General features: G+C 54.1%; 22 protein-coding genes. 8 read left to right on the plus strand and 14 right to left on the minus strand.

All coding sequences use genetic code 11. From position 1 onward, the window contains the following. Positions 1-3: 3 nt before the first annotated feature. A complete protein-coding gene (locus tag NT131_04240; protein ID MCX6650851.1) occupies positions 4-1,434 on the minus strand; it encodes a replication factor C large subunit in 1,431 nt (476 codons plus the stop codon). Between the two features lie 89 nt (positions 1,435-1,523). Next, complete coding sequence (locus NT131_04245; protein MCX6650852.1) at positions 1,524-4,040, minus strand: fibronectin type III domain-containing protein; 2,517 nt, start codon at positions 4,038-4,040, stop codon at positions 1,524-1,526. Between the two features lie 579 nt (positions 4,041-4,619). Here NT131_04245 and NT131_04250 point away from each other — a divergent pair. Beyond that, positions 4,620-5,075 carry a fasciclin domain-containing protein gene (locus NT131_04250; GenBank protein ID MCX6650853.1) on the plus strand — a complete coding sequence of 152 codons (456 nt, stop codon included), beginning with the start codon at positions 4,620-4,622 and terminating at the stop codon, positions 5,073-5,075. A gap of 46 nt (positions 5,076-5,121) precedes the next feature. Here the strand turns inward: NT131_04250 and NT131_04255 are convergent, their stop codons facing one another. The 4 genes from NT131_04255 to NT131_04270 form a co-directional block, all read right to left on the minus strand. Beyond that, complete coding sequence (locus NT131_04255) at positions 5,122-5,652, minus strand: ferritin (GenBank protein MCX6650854.1); 531 nt, start codon at positions 5,650-5,652, stop codon at positions 5,122-5,124. Between the two features lie 745 nt (positions 5,653-6,397). Next, the gene (locus NT131_04260) at positions 6,398-6,958 is read right to left on the minus strand and encodes a hypothetical protein (protein ID MCX6650855.1); all 561 of its coding nucleotides are present in this window, start codon (positions 6,956-6,958) and stop codon (positions 6,398-6,400) included. Between the two features lie 419 nt (positions 6,959-7,377). Further along, the gene (locus NT131_04265) at positions 7,378-8,232 is read right to left on the minus strand and encodes a recombinase family protein (GenBank protein ID MCX6650856.1); all 855 of its coding nucleotides are present in this window, start codon (positions 8,230-8,232) and stop codon (positions 7,378-7,380) included. After that, positions 8,225-9,082, minus strand: a complete 858-nt coding sequence (locus NT131_04270) for a recombinase family protein (protein MCX6650857.1) — start codon at positions 9,080-9,082, stop codon at positions 8,225-8,227. The genes NT131_04265 and NT131_04270 overlap by 8 nt, the downstream gene beginning before the upstream one ends. A 393-nt stretch (positions 9,083-9,475) precedes the next feature. Here NT131_04270 and NT131_04275 point away from each other — a divergent pair, with 393 nt between their 5' ends. Further along, a complete protein-coding gene (locus tag NT131_04275) occupies positions 9,476-9,943 on the plus strand; it encodes a DUF2124 family protein (GenBank protein MCX6650858.1) in 468 nt (155 codons plus the stop codon). A 58-nt stretch (positions 9,944-10,001) separates the two neighbouring features. Here the strand turns inward: NT131_04275 and NT131_04280 are convergent, their stop codons facing one another. From NT131_04280 to thsB, 4 genes are all read right to left on the minus strand, one after another. Next, complete coding sequence (locus NT131_04280) at positions 10,002-11,384, minus strand: aldehyde dehydrogenase family protein (GenBank protein ID MCX6650859.1); 1,383 nt, start codon at positions 11,382-11,384, stop codon at positions 10,002-10,004. 90 nt (positions 11,385-11,474) lie between these two features. Then, complete coding sequence (locus tag NT131_04285; GenBank protein ID MCX6650860.1) at positions 11,475-11,930, minus strand: hypothetical protein; 456 nt, start codon at positions 11,928-11,930, stop codon at positions 11,475-11,477. Between the two features lie 150 nt (positions 11,931-12,080). Continuing rightward, positions 12,081-13,349 carry a hypothetical protein gene (locus tag NT131_04290; GenBank protein MCX6650861.1) on the minus strand — a complete coding sequence of 423 codons (1,269 nt, stop codon included), beginning with the start codon at positions 13,347-13,349 and terminating at the stop codon, positions 12,081-12,083. A 183-nt stretch (positions 13,350-13,532) separates the two neighbouring features. Beyond that, positions 13,533-15,212 carry a thermosome subunit beta gene (thsB, locus tag NT131_04295; protein ID MCX6650862.1) on the minus strand — a complete coding sequence of 560 codons (1,680 nt, stop codon included), beginning with the start codon at positions 15,210-15,212 and terminating at the stop codon, positions 13,533-13,535. 168 nt (positions 15,213-15,380) lie between these two features. Here thsB and NT131_04300 point away from each other — a divergent pair, with 168 nt between their 5' ends. Genes NT131_04300 through NT131_04310 form a run of 3 tightly spaced genes read left to right on the plus strand, consistent with a single transcriptional unit; the run spans position 15,381 to position 17,827 of the window. Continuing rightward, positions 15,381-15,671 (plus strand): hypothetical protein, encoded by a 291-nt coding sequence (locus NT131_04300; protein MCX6650863.1) that lies wholly within the window; start codon positions 15,381-15,383, stop codon positions 15,669-15,671. A 28-nt stretch (positions 15,672-15,699) separates the two neighbouring features. Continuing rightward, positions 15,700-16,998, plus strand: coding sequence for an Nre family DNA repair protein (locus tag NT131_04305; protein MCX6650864.1), 1,299 nt, complete (start codon positions 15,700-15,702; stop codon positions 16,996-16,998). After that, positions 16,991-17,827 (plus strand): radical SAM protein, encoded by an 837-nt coding sequence (locus NT131_04310; GenBank protein MCX6650865.1) that lies wholly within the window; start codon positions 16,991-16,993, stop codon positions 17,825-17,827. The genes NT131_04305 and NT131_04310 overlap by 8 nt, the downstream gene beginning before the upstream one ends. Here NT131_04310 and NT131_04315 read toward each other — a convergent pair whose 3' ends face one another. From NT131_04315 to larB, 4 genes are all read right to left on the minus strand, one after another. Further along, positions 17,828-18,271, minus strand: a complete 444-nt coding sequence (locus NT131_04315; protein ID MCX6650866.1) for a DNA-binding protein — start codon at positions 18,269-18,271, stop codon at positions 17,828-17,830. Further along, positions 18,268-18,648 carry a carboxymuconolactone decarboxylase family protein gene (locus NT131_04320; protein ID MCX6650867.1) on the minus strand — a complete coding sequence of 127 codons (381 nt, stop codon included), beginning with the start codon at positions 18,646-18,648 and terminating at the stop codon, positions 18,268-18,270. Before NT131_04320 ends, NT131_04315 begins: the two co-directional genes overlap by 4 nt. A gap of 137 nt (positions 18,649-18,785) precedes the next feature. Further along, on the minus strand, positions 18,786-19,655 hold the full coding sequence (locus tag NT131_04325) for a GNAT family N-acetyltransferase (GenBank protein MCX6650868.1): 870 nt from the start codon (positions 19,653-19,655) through the stop codon (positions 18,786-18,788). Positions 19,656-19,680: 25 nt separating this feature from the next. Continuing rightward, positions 19,681-20,448, minus strand: coding sequence for a nickel pincer cofactor biosynthesis protein LarB (gene larB / locus NT131_04330; protein MCX6650869.1), 768 nt, complete (start codon positions 20,446-20,448; stop codon positions 19,681-19,683). Between the two features lie 106 nt (positions 20,449-20,554). On the opposite strand from larB, the gene NT131_04335 reads away from it, so the two are divergent. The 3 genes from NT131_04335 to NT131_04345 are packed head-to-tail and all read left to right on the plus strand — an operon-like array spanning position 20,555 to position 22,648. Beyond that, a complete protein-coding gene (locus tag NT131_04335; GenBank protein ID MCX6650870.1) occupies positions 20,555-20,914 on the plus strand; it encodes a NifB/NifX family molybdenum-iron cluster-binding protein in 360 nt (119 codons plus the stop codon). Between the two features lie 10 nt (positions 20,915-20,924). Next, a complete protein-coding gene (locus NT131_04340) occupies positions 20,925-21,755 on the plus strand; it encodes an ATP-binding protein (GenBank protein ID MCX6650871.1) in 831 nt (276 codons plus the stop codon). Beyond that, positions 21,752-22,648 (plus strand): ATP-binding protein, encoded by an 897-nt coding sequence (locus NT131_04345; protein MCX6650872.1) that lies wholly within the window; start codon positions 21,752-21,754, stop codon positions 22,646-22,648. Before NT131_04340 ends, NT131_04345 begins: the two co-directional genes overlap by 4 nt. Positions 22,649-22,664 lie beyond the last annotated feature (16 nt).

The raw sequence follows: 22,664 nt of genomic DNA on the forward strand, positions 1-22,664 counted from the left end.
CGCTCACCCGCTGTATTCGAAAAGGGAGCTCTGCTTGCCCTTAGGCTCCGGCCGTTTTTCCGGTTTCTTCTCCTCTTCGGGAGGCTCGGCCGTTGTGGCCTTTCCTGTTGCTGGTTCACTTACCCCACGGAGCTTTTCCGCCTCGGCCATCAGGTGCTTGACCTCGGCCGAGTCCACCTTCTTGTCCAGTATGAAGGCGACCTCTTCCGTGTCTAGCTTCATCTCCTTGATCATGGCCAATCGATACTCTTTATCGGCCCGGAAGATGGCGGTGAAGTATGGAAGCACGTCCTGGGCCGAGCGGCGGGTGGAGGTGTGGGTGCATTCGGATATCTTGCGGGCGATGCCGGTCTTCATTCCGCGCGTGGCCTTGCTGCGGGACATCTTCATTATGTACATGGGGAAGCGGTACTGCACCCAGCTCCGGCTGGGGCGGGACTTGGAAGAGGTGACGCCCACGGACAGGTGATCGCTGGCGTAGGCCCACAGACGATAGTATTGGCGCCGGCCGGTCCATTTAAGGAAGATGTCGGCCCGGGACAAGTGCCTGTAGGCCCGTTCCAGGTCCTCGGGCTGCTTGTACTCCTGCGGTACGTTCTCGTCCAGCCACATCATGACATGTTCAGGCGTCTCGTCCACGTCCATAATGGTGCGCTTTGCTCGGTTGACGTCCCCCTCGTGAAGGATGTCCCGCATCAGGTCGTACATGCTCTTGACCGACATGCGGCTCTGCAGCACGAAGGCGTCGTCGTCGCCGATGTTGAGGTTGCCTTCGGCCACGGCCTGCAGGTCCCGCACCGCCGCCCGCATGTCCCCATTGGAATTCTCGATGATGGTCTCGAAGACCCGCTGCGGCACCTCGATCCCCTGGTCCAGGGCGATCTTGCGTAGCACGTTGCGCATTGTGTTTCCTTGCACCTTACTGACCTTCAGCTGCAGGGTGTTATTCTTGATCGCCGCGCTCTTCCGGCTCAGCTCGTAGAAATCATTGACGATCAGGATGACCGGCTGCCTGGTGTTGGCCACCAGGTCAGCTATGGCCGGCACTCCCCCGGTGTCCACCCCGCCGAAGATGCTGTCCGCTTCGTCCAGTATGATCAGCTTGAGATGACCGTCCTTGCTGGAAAGGAACTCGCCGTCGTCGTTGAACGTTTCCGAACGGGAGCCGCGTCCGGCTATCTTCTTTATGGCCTCGGCGTTCCTTTGGTCGGAGGCGTTCATCTCTACCACCCCCCAGCTGAAGTCGTTGGCCAGGGCCAGGGCCGCGCTGGTCTTGCCAACGCCAGGTGGTCCCATTAGCACCGCGGCCTTCTGCGAAGGGTGACCTTCCTCCCAGGATATGGCCCACTGCTGCAGCTCCTTGATCACCTTGGGATTGCCGACCACTTCCGACAGCTTTTTCGGCCGGTACAGCTCGGTCCAATCGTCACCCATCAAGCTTCTCAATGACCACTTGGCTTATAAAAGTGAGGTATAGAGGATTAAAAATAAAGAAAAAAAAGGGAGGGTGGGAACCCTCGTTCTTAGGCCTTGGGCCTCCTCTTGTACAGTATGAAGGCTCCGACCCCGACGGCGGCGATCACGATGACGACCACGATTATCATAATCATCAGATCGTTGCTGGGGTTGGCTGTGGCGGTGGCCGCGTTGCTTTCCGGGCCCTCTCCGGCCGGATTGACCGCGGTGACCTTGTAGGAATACTCCACACCGTTCTCCAGTCCAGTGTCGGTGTACTCGGTCTCATTGCCGTCGACGGTGGCGATCAGGATCCAATACCCGGTGGCGTTCTTGCGGTATATGTTGTAATGGTCTATCGCCGCTCCACCGTTGCTGGGTTCGTCCCAGCTGAGCTTCACCGACTTGTCGCGCCCGGAAGCTCCCAGGTCAGGCGCTCCTGGCAGAGTGCAAGGAGTTCCGGTCACCGAGGCGTATTGGCTGCTTCCTTCGGAGTTGACCGCCCTGATGCGGTAATCGAAGGAAACGCCGTTGGTCAGCCCTGAGTCAACATAGAACGCGCTGTCTGCGCTGACCGTGGCCAGCAGTTCGAAGTCAGAGGTGCCGGCAGGGGCCCGGAATATCCGGTACTCGGTTATGTTGGAACCGCCGTCGCTCTGCGGGGGCAGCCAGTTCAGGGTCAGCAATCCGTCGTCCACATCGACCGTGAAGTTCTGCGGGGCGGTTGGCACGACCAGCGAGGATGCGTACTTCAGCTCCATGGTGTCTGGATCATAGTAGCTTATGTGAACGCGATTCTGTTGGTCCATGACCATGGATATCTGGTCTCCACAGCCGCTCAGGTCGACCTTCTGGAACATCCAGATACCGTTCCTCATTTCCGCAAGCTTGAGGATTCCGTTGTTGTCTACGTAGGCGATATGCTCATCACCGTTCTCATCTACGGCTATAGCACTGTCTACGCCTGCGCTGACCTCGATGAAGGTAGCGTTCCAAGTGCCATTGACATTGTTCACGTATTTCAGAGCTTTAGAGAAGGTGTTGTAGTAAGTTATGTACACCTTGTCCTGCCCATCGATGAACATGGATATACCCCTGCCCAGCTGATTGGACGATTCGATTTCCTCAGGGTTCCAGAGAGTACCGGTAAGTACACTATGGACGAGCGCGCCGTTGCGATAGTAAGCCACATGCACTCTGTCATTGGAGTCGAGCGACATGGATATCTGAGTCATGGCGGTGAGCCCTGAATCGATGGTACCTATGTTTAAATCACCACTTGTGTAGTTGACGTACTTCAGAGCACCAGAGCCTTCGTTTGTGTAGGCGATGAACAGTGATCCGTTCGAATCGATCACCATCGCACTAAACATGCCGACGTCACCGGACTCGACCAGGGTCTCGTTTATCCAGTTCCCGTTTTCGTTCGTGGCATACTTCAGGTTCTTTGAGGTCGCATCATAATAACAGATATGGGCCTTGCCATTGGAATCTAGCGCCAGATAGGGATTTTGACCCACCATGACCGTCGAATTATCGACTGTCTCCACAATCCATCCATTTCCGTCGCTGAACGCATAGTTCAATCTCCCATGTGTGGTGTTCTCTTCGAGATATGTGTCATAATAGGCTATGTGGACATTTCCCTGGGGATCGACAACTATCGAACTCGTCTTTACGGCGCTCCCAGATTCATCAACGGTCTCGGATACCCATATAGCCCCGGAGTTCGTGATATATGTCAGTTGAGAAGTTGAACCGGCCTGGTCAATATAGACTATGTGTTGCTTATCATTGTAATCAGAGACCATGGCGCTGGACATACCACCACTATCATCCAAGATCGAGCAGTTCCAATCACCGTCTAGAACGGCATAGCAAAGATACCCGTTGACAAAATCATAGTAGCTTATATGGACGACACCATTGGAATCGACATCTAGTGAAGGTCCGTTCCGAACATCGGTGGTGTTATCGACAATTTCATCAGCCCATATTCCAGTCGTTCCGCGAACAGCGAACTTGAGCTCGTGGGACACATCGTCATAATAGGCCACGCAGGATTTTCCATCAACGACGTCGATAGCCATATCGCTCCCGAATAATGAACTGTCGTCAACGGTTTCTGTCGACCAATCCGTCCCGTTTCCATAAGCATACATTAATTTATGGTCCGAAGAGGTGAACACAACTCCGAGAACACCACTATTCATTACCAGGCTGCTACCGAAACCTACGGATTCTGCCACTACGGCAGTGTTCCATCCGTCCCCGGTGTTAATTGCGACTTTCAGATCGTGGTTCGAATAGTCCAGATACGTTATGAATATATCACCGGAGCTACAGACTATCGAGTTGTATTCACCAACGACACCAATGGAGTCGACGATGGATATGACCCACGAATCGCCATCCCAGGTAGCATAATTAAGATTCTGGTTGGTCCAGTCGTAATAGCTGATGTGAACGCCACCTGATTCGTCGACGGCGATAGAATTGAATCTGCCAACGTTGCCAACATCATCGACGATCTTGGTCTCCCATTCGCCGTTGCTGTTAGTAGCGTACATGAGATCCGTTCCCACGGTATTATAATAGCTCACGTGGAGATAACCGTTCGAATCGATTGCTTGGCTCAAATCGTAACTGACATCTGAATCACTGTCGATGACCCCTTTTGTCCATGAGGTCTCATCCAATGTAAGAGTCGGCGCCGCAGCGACTCCTCCGACAAAGAACAGACTTATGAAGATGGGCATCAATAGTAACAATGCTACTGCTGATGCTATCAGCTGTTTCTTTTGCATCCCATTTCCCTCCGTTTAATAAAGTTGACAAATATATCGTCATTAACATATTTGAATTGAATGATGGATTTTCTATTATTATATCTGATTACGATATTATTCATTTATAATTACATATTATATTTTATGTAGTTGCGTATATTACTTTACTAATTAATAAGAATACATTTCATTATGTTTTGGGTCGAATATTGGAACTCCGGTTTCCGCCTTCTATATATATTTATTGTGATTTGATAAAATGTTGTTGGTCGACCCACATTTAAATTTATATAACTTAATTTTTATGGATTGCTTTTTCTAATGTTAATAGTATGGTTTTATTAAGGCAGAAGTTAAATGCGGTCCAGGGATTTTATGGGATTCTTCGACATATTCAAGAAAAAAGGTTCCTGGGTAGCAGATCCGAACCTGAAAACGATCGCAGAAACATTAGCAGCCGACGACGACTACAAGACCTTGGTCGCGGCAGCCAAAGCAGCAGGCCTGGTTGATGTTCTGGGTAAGAAAGGTCCGTTCACCGTTTTCGCCCCGAACAACTCCGCGTTCATCGACCTTCCTGATGGAACTGTCGAGGGGTTGCTGAAGGACAAGGAGAAGCTGAAGGCCGTTCTGGCTCACCACATCGTGGATGGAACAGGTCTATCCTATGATGAGATAGCTGCTAAGCCTACGGTGGCGATGAAGGACCAGAAGGAGCTGGCCGTCGATGTAAAAGGCTTATTGAAGGTCGGAGGTGCCAGGATCATTCGCGGCAATATAAAATGCCGGAACGGCTACATCCAGGTAATCGATAAAGTACTAGTTCCTTAAATAAAATAATTTAATGCAGGGACCCCCCTGCATATTTTAGTTTTTTTCAAGGAGTTCCAACGGTGGTTCCGGGTATTGCTGGGGCAACGAACACCCTAGTTGCCAGTTGACCATCCACCTGCATCAATGCGGGCATGTTGTCTCCAATCTTCTTGAGCTTCCTGGTCAGGGTGCTGGTGTTGTCCTCTTCCTCGACCTGCTCGGCCACATACCATTGCAAGAACTGGTTGAAAGCGTGGTCCTTCTCCTTGATGGCCAAATCAACCAATTTATGAATCCTTACGGTCACGACCTTAGCTTCGTGGTCGTAGGCGTCGGAGAAGACCTCGGCCGCGGACTTCCAATCCTTCTTGGGCATGTCAATTGCCGTCAGTATTACCCTTCCGCCCCGAGCGTTGATGTACTGGATCATGCCCTCGGCGTGGGCCATCTCCTCCTCTGTCTGAACCTTCATCCAGTTAGCCATGCCCGACAGGTCCACCGAGTGAAAGTACATCTCCATCGCCTTGTAAAGATAGGCGGAATACAATTCTGCGTTTATCTGGTCATTTAAAGCTTTTTCAATACTTGCCTTCATAGTATATCACTGGAATTTCCATGGAAGCTTCTCATTTATAAAACATGCTTCAAAGAACACGACCTCAAACTATGCATGTTATTGTTAGTTATATGTTGATATTAATTTATTAAATATTGTACCTATACTTGTATTATTTTTTTATCATTATGTATTAATTAATGATTTTAGTCCTCACTGGAGCTGTTTTTCTCTCGTTCTTCGAATAAATCACATAGCTCGTTCAGGAATTGATCATACGTTTGACGGAACTTCAATTTGTAGAGCCGGTCTCGCGTCGCTTCGGTCACTTGAATCGTGGTCTTGCTATCTGACAAGTCAATCACCATAATACTATTGCTATAGATAATCTTAATAATTTATATCATATTAATATTTTACATATTTTTAATGATAGATATAACATTATTTATTTTATTAATTTTAACACTATTATGAATTATAATAATTTTAATAGTTTATTGTACAAACCCATCCATATTTGTAAGCGACGGACTCCCTAACATCAACTTGGATATGGTCTAAAACCGGTTTTACTCCCTCAATCCTCATCGAAAAACAGTATTATCGAAAACACGAACCTTGATGCGCATTTTCATTAGGTTAGTGCTGTGCGTTGCGCCATGAAAAAGATTCGATATCGATCGCTCTCGATTGGAACTTGATTAAACGAGATTATAATATTTTGATTTTTTAAAAATAGATAAGAAGGAAAGGGTTTGAGATGTTTGGTCGCTTGTCCCGCTTAGGCCTTTATGAGCAGCGGCAGGACCGGCTTGCCCTTGACCACCAGGAAGGCGATCGCAGTTGCCATGTAGAGCGCCATAAGGCTGGCGACGGTCCATAGGATTCCAACGATAGCCCTCATGTCATCGGCCATGTCCGGGTCGAACCACAGCCCCAGGCATATGAATGCCAGGGCAGCGATGACCAGGAATATGGGCAGTATCTTGACCGGCTGGGCGAAGGCTACGATACCGACCATCAACAGGCCGAGCCCGAAGAAGATCGTGTATATCTCCGCTGCCATGGCATCTCCACCGCTGGCCATTCCGACAAATCCCAACAGGAATATTGAGAAAAGACCAAAGGCGGATGATACCAGTATGTTCTCGTTCAGGTAGGCAACGATGGTGCAAAGGAATAGACCCGTGCCGACGACTGCCGCGACACCCAGGATCACCCCCAAACCATCGAATACGCTTAACCCATACATGCCGACCAAGATAGCGATCATACTGACCAGGAACAAACCCAGTACCTCAGCTCCCGCTAGCTTGATGTGTACGTTGCTTTCTTCTGCCATTTTTATTTCTCCATTTATGGACATAAGAAAGGGTGAGGCTTATTGCTTGCTGGAATGAACGTTCTAAGAGAACGACGGTCAATTCCAAGGCAACGCACTAACTCTCCCATTTCGATCCCCTCTCCCCTCTGTGTTGTCCCTTGGATTGATTCAACAATCCTGTTATAGTATCTGCGGGAGTCGATAATATATACTTTATTCGTTTAGGACTGTTTACTTGAATTACTATAGGCCGTTAAGAACAATATGGCCATTCATCGAGTCAACTGGATTAAGACTACATAATTATTAAATATATGTAAGCACCATTACTACTTCCTAATAATTTGAGTAGCATTTATTTTATATTTTATAATATTGGCGATATCTGGCTAATCAATTTTATTTAAAATTTTTAAGATTTCAGACATCGAAGACGATTAAGACGCCTCGACGGTTTCGTCTTTTCCCAGCAAATCATCTGGCAGTAGACAGACCGTCCTATGTCTCTTATCTTTTACCCTTGAGGCAATCTTCTCTTGTACTTGATTGAATGTGAAACTGGATATTATGGGGGCGTGCATCGAACGGACCACCAGATCATCCCATCTGCGATGCCCGGCATACACCGGATTGTGCAAGATACGACTAATCGACCAGACCGTCCAGTGATTGTCGCTCTTAGTTCCGATATCGTCCTTGTTCAAGCCCCAGGCGATCAGGTCCATGGTCCGCCCAGATAGATATTGATCGTAAATTGAACGTACAACTGGAGCCTCTTCCTCATTCTGGACCAGCTCACCATTCTGCAAATGATAACCGTAAGGTACGCGGAAACCAAGAAGTCCCTGGCCAGATTCGGCCTTCTGCCTCATTCCCATGTACGTTCGTTCACCGATCTGTTCGCTCTCCAGCTGGGCGATGCGTTGGATGATATCAACTACGAAACGACCGACCGCGTTCGAGGTGTCCAGGGATTCGTTCATGCTGCTGAACTTCTTCCCCCACTTCTCGAGGTTCTCCATCATGGTCATGAAGTTCTTGGAATTGCGGTGGATACGGTCCATCTTAAGGACCAGGATTATGTCCCACTTCTCCCGCTCTTCCATCATCCTATGATATGCTGGTCGGCGGGTATTGCGGCCAGAGTGACCATCGTCGATATAATATCCAGCGATGTCCCAGCCTTGCGCTTCGCAATATGCTTCCAGCCTCTCCTTCTGGGCAGCCAGGGAATAACCTTCTTTGGCCTGGTCCTCGGTGGAGACCCTGGTATAGATGGCCACCCTAGGCATGGGCCTCGCTCCTGAACAGGGTTTTAGGAGAGATCCTCTTAGGACCTTTCTTCGATTTGATGCGAGAGGCGATGAGCTCCTGAACTTCATCGTAGAGCTCTGGCTCGATGATCTTCAATTGAGGGGCGGCCTGTTCGAATCCTTCCCATATCAGTTTTCCAAGGTAGATGCGATTGGTGAGGATGCCATGGACCGTGGCCCTTTGCCAGATGCCACCGTTCTTTGTCTCCACGCCTTGAGAATCTAAGGCTTCGCATATCTGATTGAGCGAAGATAGGCCAGTAGCCATCCTGAACATACTAACGACGGCCTGAGCCTCCTGTTCTTCGATCACCAGTTCACCATTCTGATAGTGATATCCATATGGTTCTGGGCTGCCTAGATGGCCCTTCCCTTCTTTGGCCTTCTGGGTCATGCCCACCTTGACTCTCTCACCGATCTGCTCGCTCTCCAGCTGGGCGATGCGCTGGATGATGTCCATTACGAACCTGCCAATGGCGGTAGTAGTATCGAAGCTCTCCTGCATGGAGTTGAATTCCTTGTTCCAGGATCGCAGGAAATCCATCATCATGGCGAAATTCCGACTGTTGCGGTGGATACGGTCCATCTTAAGGACCACCAGAACGTCCCAGTGATCCTTTTCATGCATCATTTTCTTGTAGTTAGGGCGCTCAGCGCTCCTACCGCTGTATCCATCGTCAACATACTCATAGAATACCGTCCATCCCCTGGCCAGGCAGTAGGAGCGAAGCCGTTTGAGCTGAGCAGGGATGCTGTAGCCTTCTCTGGCCTGGTCCTCCGTTGAAACACGGACATAGATCGCTGCCCTGAGATGCTCATTGTCTGACATTTGACCGCGGAATCACATCATAATAGCTTTATTAAATATATATAAGCCGACATTTGTCTGACAAAAACTAATACACATCGTTATTCATTTATTTAATTAAACATATAGCTATACATGATAAAATAGTTAAGAATTATTAAAACAAGATCGTTCGAATTGCTTTCTTGAAAAATTATTATTAAATTATTATCATATGTTAAACAACATACTAAACTAATTGCATATATTTATATTATTATATGCATTATATTTATTATATTTTATGTATATATTATATCCAAAATCTAATAATGATTATCTTGTTGCTAAATCATTAGAATAAATATAGCATTATAATCAATTTTTATTATTAAAATCGAAAATACTAAATTACTTCGAGGCATTCAATCCTACATGGCAAAGGTCGAAGGTATTACGGGATTGACCAAACTATTTCGGGAATCCATAACCGCAGCGCCGAATGGTGGTCTGGTCGTTTTCCTAGGCTCGGAGGCGGTCTGCTCTCCGTTCGCGCAATTGCTTGCCTATGCTGTAAGGGACAGGAAGATGTCCTTCTGCTTTAGCCCTAAGGCGATATGGGACAAATGCAGCCCGATGACATGGGTGGAAGGCGTGGGTTACCAGGTCAGTAAAGGAAAGGTCGATCTTTCTGTAACGAGCGTCATTGTGGTGCTTGGAGGACTGGCGATTCCAAAGTTCGGATGCCCGGTTGAGGAGGTCAATTCCTTCATATCTAAGGTCCTTAGAAAACCCTTGATAGTGGGAGTGGGGTTTATGGATGTCTTCCAGCATTCTGGGTGGGACAGTAAGATCAGCTTTGACGCGATGATCAATGTTTACATGTCCGCGGAGATGGTTTGACCGATTTTATCAGGGGTCGGATCATTGTCCCTGCGTTCAACATTTTTTCTGATAAACCCTAAGTAAACCAGTGGGCTCGGGCCTGCGTCGACCGATGGTCCACGATCGTCCTCTTCTTCATGAACATGGTTATGCGACGGTTCGTGCTAGCTATGCCACTGCATTTCCATCCCTGGAAAAGTTCCCCGCAATTGATGGTGCGCCCATACTCATTTATCCAGACGTTGCCGGCCTCCAATCTACGAGCCAACGCCTCTCCTTTGACCAGATCGGACGTCCAGATAGTGGCGCCAAGGCCATAATCACTGTCGTTCGCCAGCCTGATGGCCTCTTCCTCATCCTTGACCACCCGTATCGGGAGCACCGGACCAAAGGTCTCTTCCCTAATTATTTCCAATGAATCGTCGGTGACCTTGAGCACGGTAGGTTCGAAGTAGTATCCCAGGCCGGGAATGTTCTCCCCTCCGGTCAATAGCTCGCAGCCGTTCATGACCGCACGATGCACCTTCTCATGTACTCTGGCCCTGGCCTCCTCCCTGATGAGCGGCCCTATCTGCTGCTTTGGGTCGACCCGCGCTACCACTCTAAGCAGCTCGATGATGAATCTGTTAGCGATGCTTTGGACCACATATAGCCTCTTTATTCTGATGCATACCTGACCTCCATGGGAGAACGCTCCGCTGGCCACTCCTCTGGCGGTGCTCTTCACATCAGCGTCGGCGCATACGATACCGGCATCGTTCCCGGAGAGTTCCATTATCATGGGCTTGATCCCAGCATTGTGCATTATGTCCAATCCAGTGGAGCGTCCCCCGGTGAAGACCAGGGCGTCAAAGGGAGCAGCGACCATGGCCTTGCCCACCTCGGGTCCGCCGATCAGCGTTTGGAATAGATCACCGGGCATAGAAGTTCGGTCAAAGGCCTCCTTGACCTTCAGACCGGTCATGGTGGTTAGTTCCGAGGGTTTAAAGACCACGGCGTTGCCAGCCAGCAATGCTGGTATTACCGTGATCATGGTCTGCCACAGAGGATAGTTCCAGATACCAATCTGCCCGACGATACCATGAGGGACGAGGTTTATGGTGGCCTTGGTGTCCGGCCAACCGGCCGGGTCCAGAGGGAAGTCGTAGTCCCCAACGCTGCGAAGCTCGGAGACATAATGGTCGAACCCCTTGATGACGCCGTTGTAGGTGCCGATGACGTCCTTCTGCGGAAAGCCGCCTTCCAGCACCTCGGTGGCGATGAGGTCGTCCTTCATGGACAGCATGGCAGAGCGCAGTTCCAGTACTGCCTCAATCCTCTCCTCCTTGGACCATTTGGCCATCCAATTTCGCTGCGCCTCACGTCCGCGAACGATGCTGGAAAGTACGTCCTCGGGACTGCTCGCGGTGAACTCCTTGATGACCTCACCGGTGCGGGGATTGATCGAACGGACGGCCATGTATTATCTATTGTTGTCCAGGGTTTAATCCTTGCGTAACGATGTCTGGACGGTCACCGACAACCGACGTAGAGCTATGCGGGTCGGTTCTCAAACCTTGGCGGTCAATTTCATGGCTAGTTCCTTCCCCCAAGAGGCGGCCTTATCCAGCTCCCCTTCGGAGAACTCGTAGGCGTCCTTTTTCCCTTTGATGTAGACCTGCAACGCCGGCTGAGCGATGTTCATCCCGAGGTCCTTAAGCTTGGACTCCAAGGCCTTGTTGGCGTTCCCGCTGATCACCGATTTGAGCTGGGTATCGAAGCTGGCTGCGGACCGTCCTGACAATGGTTTCCCCTTCAGTCCGTCCAAGAACTCCATGGTCGCCTTGGTCGGGGCCCAGGCCATGGTCGGAGAGCCTACTATCAGGCAGTCGAACTCCTGTGCGGTCTGTTTGGCGTCCCCCACCGGAAGCAACGTTGCGTCCAGCCCTCCGTCCTTCAAAGAGCTGACGATGACCTGGGCCACCTTGGCCGTCATCTTTACCGCCGACACTGAATCGTATACCATTAATGCTTTCAACGATACACCTCTGAAAAATACTGGGATGTTCTAGAATTTGTTAGTGTATAAACGTTGCTAATCGAACCCCTCGGCAATCTCTACTGGTTATAAAAAATGAAAATAAGGAAAGGATTTGGAAAGGGGTTTGGACTTGGCCTATTTCCTCTTGATCAGGAACACGGCAGCCCCGGCCACTACCACTATCGCGGCGACTAGTATTATCCCGAGGTACGGGGGGTCCATGAAGAATCCGGCGATACCGTCCTGGCCTTCATTGACGTTGGACTGATAATCGGCGATGTCCGCAATGTGCTCCTCGGCCACTGCAGGATCGACCGCTGCCATCGTGGTCAAGTTCCCGTTTATGTACGTAGCAACGCCATCGTCCATTTCATTCTTGTCTATTTCGAAATAGGACATGAAGCCTACATCGGGGGAGTAGTAGTACTTTACCGGCGAGTCAGATTCTCCCACCTGGATCTCGTAGACGCCTATCTGACCTAGGTATGGGTCGTTGAGGATGAAGTAGTCGGTGCATCGCATGTCGAGCTTGAACTCGTCAGTGACATACTCCTCTATGACGCCCTGATCTATCGGGCTGTTGAGGACCCCATGGATCTCCTCGAAGATTATGGGGAAGTCAGTGAAGCCAGTAATATTGTAGAACTCTTCCGTGAATAGGTTGTCCTTCATATCGTCGGGCAGTCCCTGGACATCCAGGCTTCCGGTCAGGGTCCCGTTGAGGGTGGCCACCGAGGTCACGTTCCAGATATTACCGACGTCCATAGGGAAGTCCCATAGGTTCAGGGCAGGGTCGAAGGCGAGGTCCATGCCCAGGTTGAGCTCGAAATCACCGCTCACGTCGTAGTCATCATACGAGTATTCCTGGGTCATGTTGGTCCAGTCCATATCGGAGTTCGGTATGTTGTCAGCTACGAAATCCGCTGAGGCAGTGATCTTGACGTTCGTGACCACGGACTTGATGGCCATGGTGTTCTTATCGAACGTTATATCTGCATTGACGACCAGTGCGGCGTCCAAGTTGACATCGGCGCTGATCGTGACCTCTTCCTTTTCAGGTGTATCGGACATGTTGTACGTTCCAGCCACTTCTTTCAAAGCGCTGAACGACAGGGTCGCGTCGAGGGAGGCCTTGGCAGCCATGTCCATGCTTAGGACATACGTCGTATCGTTGGCTTCAGTTACCTCGAAAAGTAACCAGAACTCAGTCCCTCCGTTCAAGCTCAGCTCGTTGACCTCTCCAACCACTTCCAATAGGTTGGTAAAGTTATCCAGCGTCTCCGCGTATGAGGCGCCGACGTCCGTCTCCGAACCAAAGGCCCATTGGGTCCCCTCGGTCCATACCGGTGCTTGCGCAGTTGGTGTGATAGTAAATGCCAACGCAGGAACGGCCAGGGAGCTCAAGAGACACAAAAAGGTTAAGGCACATATCAATGGACTTAGCATTTTTTTCATGATTCATCCCATCTATTGAATTAAGAATGTAATTGACTAAATGGATATTAAATTTGTTGAACCTGGAATCATAAAAAAAAAAGAAAAAGGAAAAGAATTGCTGGGAAATGGTTTTGGCTGGCGATGGGATGCTTACATCATCCCGGGCATGCCACCCATACCGCCCATTCCGCCCATACCGCCCATGTCCATGCCGCCCGGGGGTGCCGGGGGTCCCTTCTTGGAGGCGATGACGTCGTCGATCCTCAGGATCATGTTGGCCACCTCGGCCGCGGACTTGACGGCCTGGGTCTTGACTCTCAGGGGCTCGATGACATTGTTCTTCAACATGTCGGCCGGCTTTCCAGCGTTCAGGTCCAGCCCCATGTTCTTGGAGTTGGCGCCCTTCTTCTCGTGGGCGGACTTCAACTGGATGACCATGTCGATGGCGTCCAGTCCGGCGTTCTCGGCCAGGGCCCAGGGTATGATCTCCATGGCGGTTGCGAAGGCCTCGATGGCCAGCTGCTCACGTCCACCGACGGTGGAGGCGTAGCTCGCCAGGCGCAGGGACAGCTCTATCTCGGGGGCGCCGGCACCGGGGACGATCTTGCCGTCCTCCAGGGCCACGCCGACCACGCGCAGGGCGTCGTGCAGGGACCTCTCGACCTCGTCCACCACGTGCTCGGTACCGCCGCGCACGATGATGCTGATGGCCTTCGGGTTCTTGCAACCGGTGATGAATATCATGTCGTTCTCGCCGACCTTCCTCTGCTCCACGACGGCGGCGACACCCAGGTCCTCCTTGGAGATGTTGTCGATCTTGCCGACGATAGTGCCTCCGGTGGCCTTGGCGATCTTTTCCAGGTCAGACTCCTTGAGCCTGCGGGCGGCGAATATTCCGGCCTTGGCCAGGTAGTGCTGGACCAGGTCGTCCACTCCTTTCTGGCAGAAGACCACGGTGGCGCCAACGGCGGCTATCTGGTCGACCATGGCCTTCAGGACGGCCTCTTCCTCGTCCAGGAAGCGCTGCATCTGGGAGGGGTCGCGTATCTGGATCTTGGCGTCGACCTCGGTCTTTTTGACCTCCATGGGGACACTGAGCAGGGCGATCTTGGCGTTCTTTACCTGCAAGGCCATGCGGGGGTGAACCCTTTCCTTGTCAATGACTATGCCTTCGATGATCTCGGTTTCGGCGATGGACCCACCGGTCCTCTTCTCCACCTTGATGTTCTCGATGTCGACGGTGTAGCCCTTGCCAGCCTTCTCGGACACGGACTTGACGGCCTTTACCGCGATCTCGGCCAGGAACTTTCCCTGGCCTCCGACGCTCTTTCCGGTCATGGCGGTCATGGCCACCATCTTCAGCATCTCGGTGTCCGTGGAAGTTATGGGCACAGCTATGGTGTCCAGAATCTTGATGGCCTCGGCAGCGGCCATCTTGTAGCCGTTGGCGATGATGGTGGGGTGAATGTTCTGCTCCACCAAGGCCTCGGCCTTCTTCAAAAGCTCCCCGGCGATTACTACCGAGGAGGTGGTCCCGTCGCCGCACTCAGTGTCCTGGGTCTTGGCGATCTCGACGACCATCTTTGCCGCCGGGTGCTGAACGTCAATCTCCTTCAGGATGGTGACGCCGTCGTTGGTGATGACGACGTCGCCCATGGAGTCGACCAGCATCTTGTCCATCCCCTTTGGCCCCAGGGTCGACCTGACAGAGTCAGCGACCGCGCGGGCGGCGGCGATGTTGTTGAACTGTGCTTCCTTGTTCTTTGATCTATCTGTACCTTCGCGAAGAATTATGATAGGCTGATTTCCTTGTCCCATTCCGTAAGCCATTATGAGCCTCCTTACGGTCGGTATTTTATCGCTTCTATATAAGATTGTCGGATTCAGCGCTCCCTAAAACAGTATGCTGACACCTTCGAGAATGATTACACCATATAAAAGATTAGCCCCTCAGTGGAACTAGTAACATATTTCAGGGCGCCACCCTTAGTAGATAATGTGGAAGAGGATCTGGATGCCTATCGCATTGACGAGGGTTATTGCAGAGCCTGTCTGGACCTGCAAGGAGGAAGGGAGCAGCGCGTTTACCGCTTCCCTAACGGCTACGGGGCGTCCCTGATATCTACTCCAAAACTGGGAAGTGCGCCTTCCTGGACCGTCGTGGCCTTGAGATTCGAGGGGGACGAGTACGAAGCAATCGAACTGCCGGGGGTAACCAACGGCTCTTCCGGGGATTGGCGAAGGTCGATCGAGGCCCTGCTCATCATCAAGGACCGCCCACACTTTTAAAGTGCTGTGGAAAACGGTCAAATAGGCTGTGTTCGGTAGAACGGTCGGAATGAACGCCCTGGGGCCGTCCTTCGCCACCGCCTCGTTTCCGGAGGTGAACACCGTCAGCTCCAGCCCTTGCCATATCTGCAAGGGCAGCAAGAACCTGTGCGGGAAGGACCGCTGCCCTCTGATGATCAAGTTCTACTCGCATTCCCGGACCAAGAAGCTAATCGACAGCCAGGACCTGCACGGCAGCTCGCCTCCAGGGGTCTTCGTCGGCCGTTACGGCTATCCCAAGGTGGACATCGGGCCGTTGGTGCCGCCGGACCTGGGGGACACCATGATCATGGACACCCCGGAGCAGTGGGTGGGCAAGTCCATCGAGGAGATCGTGGACTTCCGCTTCCGTCTGGTGCGGGGAAAACATCTCGTAGACGTGAAGGAGTTCCAGAACGCCGGGCGCATCGTCGATTACACCCGGGAGCTGGCGCTCTCCATCAACTCCGTGGACGTGGAGGCCAGCTTCTCCAAGAAACCTTCCGGGCGCATCGTTCTGGACGACAACATACAGCCTTTCGGGCCCTCGGCCAAGCTGGAACGCCTGAGCATCACCAACCCCAAGTACGACCACAGGGTGGAGAAGGCGTATTACGACACGGACCTCAAGGCGGCCGAGGCGGTCAAGGGGCTGTACAAGAACGAGGTGCTCATCTCCCGCATCCAGAAGGCCTTCAGCGTAGGGGCCTTCGGCATAGAGGACAACCGTCGCCTGGTGCCTACCAGGTGGAGCATCACCGCCATCGATGATATTCTCGGCAAGGACCTGCTCAAGAGCACCAAGACCTACCCTCTGATAAACGAGTTCAGGGTGTACGACTGGGACCAGCTGGACAATCGCTGGAGCGTGCTCCTCACGCCCACGTCCTGGCGCTACGAGCTCATCGAGGCCTGGTACCCCAACACCGTCTGGAACCCCTTGGGCAGGCAGGTGGAGATCATCTCCTCCCATGAGTTCTACGATGGCCGGAAGGACTACGCCGAGATTGGCGGATGCTACTACGCCGCCCGCCTGGCGGTGAATGAGCTATTGCAGAGGGAGAGGCACCAGTCGGGGGCGGTCATCTTCCGCGAAGCACACCCCGGTTACCTTCTGCCGGTGGGAGTTTGGAACGTCCGGGAGAACGTGCGCATGGCCTTAACACTGAAACCGAGGAAGTTCAACACCCTGGACCAATCTCTAGAACATGTGCAGACCCGCATGGACATACCGATCCCCACCTGGGTCGGTCACAGCGAGGTGCTGAAGGACATCAAGCACCAGCGGAGGCTGGACGAATATGTCTGACCTGGACCTCTTTCTGGCCATGGAGGAGGGGTACCCGATACCCAAGGCGTGCAGGGTCGCCGAGGTCCGCACCCGCGTGGCCCTCCCGCCCTCGCGCCTGCCCGGACTGGACTATGCTCTCAATCCCTATGTAGGATGCGAGCACGATTGCCTGTACTGTTACGCGCCGTATGTGACGAAGAGATTGCGCTCCGAATGGACCAAGGTGCAGGCTCGCACAGACCTGCCCCAAGTGCTGGCCAAGGAGATCAAGGGAAAGACCGGGACGATTGGGCTGGGGACGGTCACCGATCCCTACCAGGAGGCGGAGAGGCACCTGCTGATAACCAGGCGCTGCCTCATGGAGATCATACCTCATGGGCTCAAGGTCTCCACCCTCACCAAGTCGGACCTGATACTGCGCGACCTTGACCTGTTCCAGGATCTCAAGGGAGAGGTCGGGCTGACCGTCACTTCGGTGAGCGACCAACTGAGCCGGGAGTTCGAGCCCGGCGCCCCCCTGCCAGGCAAGCGCCTGGAAGCGTTGAGGCAACTGGCCGAGGCTGGCGTCAACGCCTACGCCCTGGTGGGCCCGTTGCTACCGGTCCTGGAAGAGAAGGACGCCGCCGAGCTCCTGGACGCCCTGAAGGGAACTGGGATAAGATGGATAATGCTGGATCGCTTCCGCCCGCGGCCGGGAATGTACCAGGACATACGGGCCAGGCAGGGCATGGAGGGCACAGCGGACCGCTTGGAACGGGCGCACCGCCTTAAGGACTACCAGGGGCTGGAGGCCTTCATCCGCCGAAAGTGCGCGGAGAAAGGATTACGCTGCGTGGACGCCTTCTGATCATGGTTCCAGCAGCTTGAACCCGGTTCGCGGATCGGTAACGCGCCTGGAACCCAGGCCCAGCAGCTCGATGATAATTACTTCCTGAACCAACCATGTCTTGACCCCGGCGCGGACGCAGCCGGTGATGCTTCGACCCTTGCGTCCGCAAGAGCCGTGCATGTGCAGCGATGGATGGCCGTCCTCATCCGGGAATATCGTTCCCACCGCGGCGATCTCCGATTCCCCGGCCAGTTGCGCCTGCATAGGTTCAATCTTCTCGGCTCGACCGTCCTTCGGCCCAACAATCAGCCTACTGCCCTTGTCGGCCCCTCCGATGGCGATAACGGTGGCTCGTAGCACGCCCTTCTCCGCGGCCGCCCTTTCCACGCACTCGTGGAGTATCTCGCCCTCCTCCAAGCGCAGGACCAGAACCCTGCCTACCTTGCCTTCGGAGAGCTTCATTCCTTCCCTTCCTTGGCGTTCTTGAGGCAGCGGAAGGCGATGGAGTTGCTGCGGTTCATGCTCATGAAAGCCCCGATGAGCATCGCTTCCAATATAGCCTCCTCGTTCACCCCCAATTTCATGGCTTGCGGTATGTGTACGCCCAGGCAGTTCTCGCTGCCGAGGGAGGCCCCGGCGGAGATGGCCGCCAGTTCCGCCGTGCGCCGGTCTATGTGCTTGGGTTTGAAGAACAGGTTGCTGGATATCTCGGAATAGGGCAGGTAGATGTCCGGACGCTCCGACATCACCTCGGACACCAGGGGAATGAAACCGTACTCCTCCTTCACCCTGGCCAGCACCCGGCGCAACCGCTCCTCCTGTTCAGCCTCGTCGTTCATGAGCGGCATAATGGAACTGGTTCTTAATGAGCTATCGCCCATGCAAGGAGTTTTGACCATGCTCAGGACCGTCGTATCCGAGAATTGAATAAAGGATGACCTGCAGCGTATTGGCCGTGGTGATGACTAAAAAACCCTTAACCTGACCAGGAAATGATGGAGCAGTTGTGAGAGGTGTTGAAACTGCCCTTCATCATGCGTACGTCGACACCTTTGGGGCGGTACCCGCCGCGGAGGAGATAGGGCAGAAGCTCGCTATCCGTGGATATTATGGTAAATATCGACCGGGCCCCGGACCACAGCGCCTCCCTTTCCGCCCTCTGCACCAGGTCCAGGGACTCGTTCAAACGCTGATAGCTTTCGGACAGCAGGGTACGCAGGTAGGCCTTGCCCGAGCCGGATATAGGGTCGGTGAGTAGCAGGGCGACCGCGCCCTCGGAACTGAGCGTCTTGCCCGCTTTGGTCTCTTCGCTGATCAGGAACTCCTTGGAGGGATCGAACCCTGGGAATATGGTGCCGGCGAGCCGCCGGACCTCCTTGGCATCGGTCTGCCCTTCTTCCGGCCTTCCGGCGTCCTGACCTTCGAGCCAGTCCTTCTCTATGTAGAGCATGTCGTTCTTCTCGGCGTACCCGCCCTGGGCGTAGAAGGAGACGTTCCTCGCGATATCCTTCATGGTCTCCAGGCCCACGACCTTGCATCCCTTGCTTGCCAGGTAGGTCTCGAGAGACAGCAGCAGCTCGCTGCCGTACCCCCGTCCCTGGTAGGAGGGATGTACCTCCATGGGACCGATCCAACCGACCGTGCCGCAGCTGAGGCAGAACCCGGTGGCCACGATTCGTCCGTCCTCCTCTATGCACAGGCATCCTCCGGGCTCGTGCGCCATGCGCGCCGAGTACCAGACGGCCGGACGCACGGGATAGGCGATATCCATGCCCGTCTGCATCTTCAACAGATGGGACCAGGTGTTGGCCATCAAGGCCTGCGCCGCCAGGACGTCCCTGGGCATGAGCGGGCGAGGGACCTCCGTGATTTCACCTCTGACGCTGGCAACGCAGGCTGATGAGGGCGGCCGTGGCCCCGGCGGCGATCCCGTTGTCGATGTTGACCACCACCAGTCCGGGAGAACAGGTCTGCAGCATGCCCATGAGGGCCGCCTCCCCCTTCCCTCCGTAACCGTAACCTACGGACGTGGGCACGCCGATTATTGGAACGTCGACCAGGCCGGAGACGACGGTGGGCAGCGCCCCTTCCATCCCGGCGACTACGACCAGAGCGTCCACGCCCTGGTCCAGCATCTTGGACAACGGCTCGAGGAATCGGTGCAGGGCGGCCACGCCAACGTCGTATTCTGTCAGCACCTCGCAGCCCATGACCTCGGCCATGGCCTTGGCCTCCTCGGCCACGGCGATGTCCGAGCTGCCGGCGGTCAGTATCCCTATCTTGCCTATCTTCTCGCGGTCGGGCTTGCGGTCCACCACGATCATCCGGGAGCCTTCGATGTAGTGAAGGTGCTGCGGACCGACCGCCGCCTGTAAGGCTTTTAGGTGCTCAGGAGAGGCTCGGGAGACCAGGACGGCGTCGCGGTCCTGCAGGGCGACCTGCACTATCTCGGCCACCATCTGTGGGGATTTGTTCTCTCCCCAGATCACTTCGGGGATGCCCCGGCGGGCCTCGCGGGCGTGATCGAAGAGAGTGTGCTCTCCCACCCTCTCCAGGAAGTCCATGCGCAGCAGCTGCTCCGCCCTGCGCAGGTCGATCTTTCCCTGGCGATATTCTTCCAAGACGTCCCGGACGTTCATCGTTACCTGGGAGGTGCGGGGGCGTATTTTACCGTTATGCGGGACGGTCAGGGATTAGCTTTAAGTCCGGGCACCTTATGAACGGCGTTTAGATAGAGGTCAAATCATGAAAGTATCTGTTCCAGTCATGGACCGTTTGGGCATGTCAGCAATGGTCGGAGCGCATTTCGGAAAGGTGCCGGCCTACGCCATCGTGGACACCGAGAGCGGCGATCTGCGTTTCGTGGACAACACTAGTGAGCATCTTGGCGGGGTCGGCATGCCCCCTGAGCTGCTGGCCAAGGAAGGGGTGCAGGTCGTTCTGTGCTCGGGCCTCGGCCCTAAGGCCGTGGACATGCTGGCCTCCCTGGGGATGAAGGTCCATGTGGGCGCCCAAGGCACGGTCAAGGACACCCTCGAGGCCTGGAAGGCCGGCAAGCTGCCGCGGGCGGACCACGACAACGCCTGCCAGGAACACAGCCATTAAGGAGAGTTTGATGATCATAGCGGTGGCCAGCGGTAAGGGGGGCACGGGAAAGACGTCCGTGGCCTGCGCCTTGGCACTGGCCTTGGACCGCCCGCTGACGTTCCTGGACTGCGACGTGGAGGGGGCGAACGCCCATCTGTTCCTGCGGCCGGAATACCGCTTCCGAGAGGAGGTCCTGGTGCCCTATCCGGTGGTGGACATTGGTAAATGTAATGTCTGCGGAAAATGTGTTGAGAGCTGCCAGTTCGGGGCCATGGTGCGTCTGGGCAAGAAGGTCAAGCTGATGCCCAACCTCTGCCACGGCTGCGGGGTCTGCCGCCTGGTCTGCCCGCAGGATGCTATCACTATGTCCGGAAGACCGGTGGGGACGGTTCATCTGGGTACGGCCAAGCTCATGCGTTTCTGTTCGGGCGAGCTTTTGACCGGGGAAGCGTTGGCGGTCCCTATCATCCGCCGGATCAAACAGGAGAAGGACGACCTGGTCATCATCGATTGCCCACCTGGCACCAGCTGCCCGGCGGTGGAATCCATTGAAGGGGCGGACTTCGCTCTGCTCGTAACGGAACCGACCCCCTTTGGCGAGCACGACCTGCGGGCCATGATCACCGTCTGCCGACGACTGGGGGTACCCTGCGGGGTGCTCATCAACCGCTCATTCGAAGACGATGGCCTGATAGAACGATTATGCAAGGAAACCGGAGTGCCGATACTCATGAGGATTCCGTTCGAGCGCCGAGTGGCCGAGTGCTACGCCAACGGTGGCACGTTGCTCGATGCCTTGCCTGACATAAAAGGAAGGTTGATAGACCTTTTCCTGGACATCAAGGGGCGGCGCCGATGATCCGGATAGCGGTCCTGAGCGGGAAGGGAGGCACGGGAAAGACCACCGCGGTGGCTTCCATGGCCTGGTACTCAAAGGAACTGGTGCTGGTCGACACCGACGTCGACGCGGCCAACCTGGCCCTGACCATGAAGGGAAGGCTGCTTAAAAAGAGCGATTACCGTGGGGGGTTGAAGGCGCGCATCGATTCCGAGCTGTGCATCGAATGCGGGCGCTGCCAGGACAGCTGCATGTTCGGGGCCATATCCGATTTCCACGTTAATGATATTCACTGCGAGGGATGCGGGGCCTGCAAGGTGGTCTGCCCGGAAGGGGCGGTGGAGCTCTTCCGCCAGAAGTCCGGGGAGATATTCATACTGGACACTGAGAAGGGGCCCATGGTATACGCCGAGCTTCAACCAGGCGAGTCCAACAGCGGGAAACTGGTCACCGAGGTGCGCCATCTGGCCGATAACATTGCGGAGTCGGATGGTTTGGATATGGTGCTCATCGACGGCCCGCCAGGCACAGGGTGCCCTGCAATCGCCAGCATCGCTGGGGTCGATCTGATCCTGGCCATAACCGAACCGAGCCAGTCCGGGGAGCATGACCTATTGCGGCTCGTAGAACTAGCCCATCACTTCTCCATTCCGATATGCGTGGCTATAAACAAGTGGGACCTCCATCCAGGAATGACCAAGCGCATCGAGGAGAGCTGCCATGCGCACGAGGTCACGGTAGTCGGCAGGATACCCTACGATCCTTCGGTGCTGCAGGCCATCAAGGCCATGCGTCCATTGCCCTCTATGTTCCCCCGCTCCCCCGCGGCTCTGGAGTTCCAGCGCGTGTGGCAGGAGATAAGCAAGCGTGCGGTTGAGCGCAAGGGCAGCGGAATCTTACTAAAACTGGATTGAAAAAGAAGTGAAGAAA

The organism is Methanomassiliicoccales archaeon (assembly GCA_026394395.1).
In the GTDB taxonomy this organism is placed as follows: Archaea; Thermoplasmatota; Thermoplasmata; order Methanomassiliicoccales; family UBA472; genus UBA472.

Bases quoted from the DNA above. Each gene is read 5' to 3' on its own strand.
- NT131_04240 (MCX6650851.1), bottom strand. From the start codon at position 1,434: ATGGGTGACGATTGGACCGAGCTGTACCGGCCGAAAAAGCTGTCGGAA.
- NT131_04255 (MCX6650854.1), bottom strand. From the start codon at position 5,652: ATGAAGGCAAGTATTGAAAAAGCTTTAAATGACCAGATAAACGCAGAA.
- NT131_04340 (MCX6650871.1), top strand. From the start codon at position 20,925: ATGATCATAGCGGTGGCCAGCGGTAAGGGGGGCACGGGAAAGACGTCC.
- NT131_04250 (MCX6650853.1), top strand. From the start codon at position 4,620: ATGGGATTCTTCGACATATTCAAGAAAAAAGGTTCCTGGGTAGCAGAT.
- NT131_04270 (MCX6650857.1), bottom strand. From the start codon at position 9,082: ATGTCAGACAATGAGCATCTCAGGGCAGCGATCTATGTCCGTGTTTCA.
- NT131_04265 (MCX6650856.1), bottom strand. From the start codon at position 8,232: ATGCCTAGGGTGGCCATCTATACCAGGGTCTCCACCGAGGACCAGGCC.
- NT131_04275 (MCX6650858.1), top strand. From the start codon at position 9,476: ATGGCAAAGGTCGAAGGTATTACGGGATTGACCAAACTATTTCGGGAA.
- NT131_04310 (MCX6650865.1), top strand. From the start codon at position 16,991: ATGTCTGACCTGGACCTCTTTCTGGCCATGGAGGAGGGGTACCCGATA.
- thsB (MCX6650862.1), bottom strand. From the start codon at position 15,212: ATGGCTTACGGAATGGGACAAGGAAATCAGCCTATCATAATTCTTCGC.
- NT131_04345 (MCX6650872.1), top strand. From the start codon at position 21,752: ATGATCCGGATAGCGGTCCTGAGCGGGAAGGGAGGCACGGGAAAGACC.
- NT131_04260 (MCX6650855.1), bottom strand. From the start codon at position 6,958: ATGGCAGAAGAAAGCAACGTACACATCAAGCTAGCGGGAGCTGAGGTA.
- larB (MCX6650869.1), bottom strand. From the start codon at position 20,448: ATGAACGTCCGGGACGTCTTGGAAGAATATCGCCAGGGAAAGATCGAC.
- NT131_04280 (MCX6650859.1), bottom strand. From the start codon at position 11,384: ATGGCCGTCCGTTCGATCAATCCCCGCACCGGTGAGGTCATCAAGGAG.
- NT131_04325 (MCX6650868.1), bottom strand. From the start codon at position 19,655: ATGCCCAGGGACGTCCTGGCGGCGCAGGCCTTGATGGCCAACACCTGG.
- NT131_04315 (MCX6650866.1), bottom strand. From the start codon at position 18,271: ATGAAGCTCTCCGAAGGCAAGGTAGGCAGGGTTCTGGTCCTGCGCTTG.
- NT131_04285 (MCX6650860.1), bottom strand. From the start codon at position 11,930: ATGGTATACGATTCAGTGTCGGCGGTAAAGATGACGGCCAAGGTGGCC.
- NT131_04320 (MCX6650867.1), bottom strand. From the start codon at position 18,648: ATGAACGACGAGGCTGAACAGGAGGAGCGGTTGCGCCGGGTGCTGGCC.
- NT131_04335 (MCX6650870.1), top strand. From the start codon at position 20,555: ATGAAAGTATCTGTTCCAGTCATGGACCGTTTGGGCATGTCAGCAATG.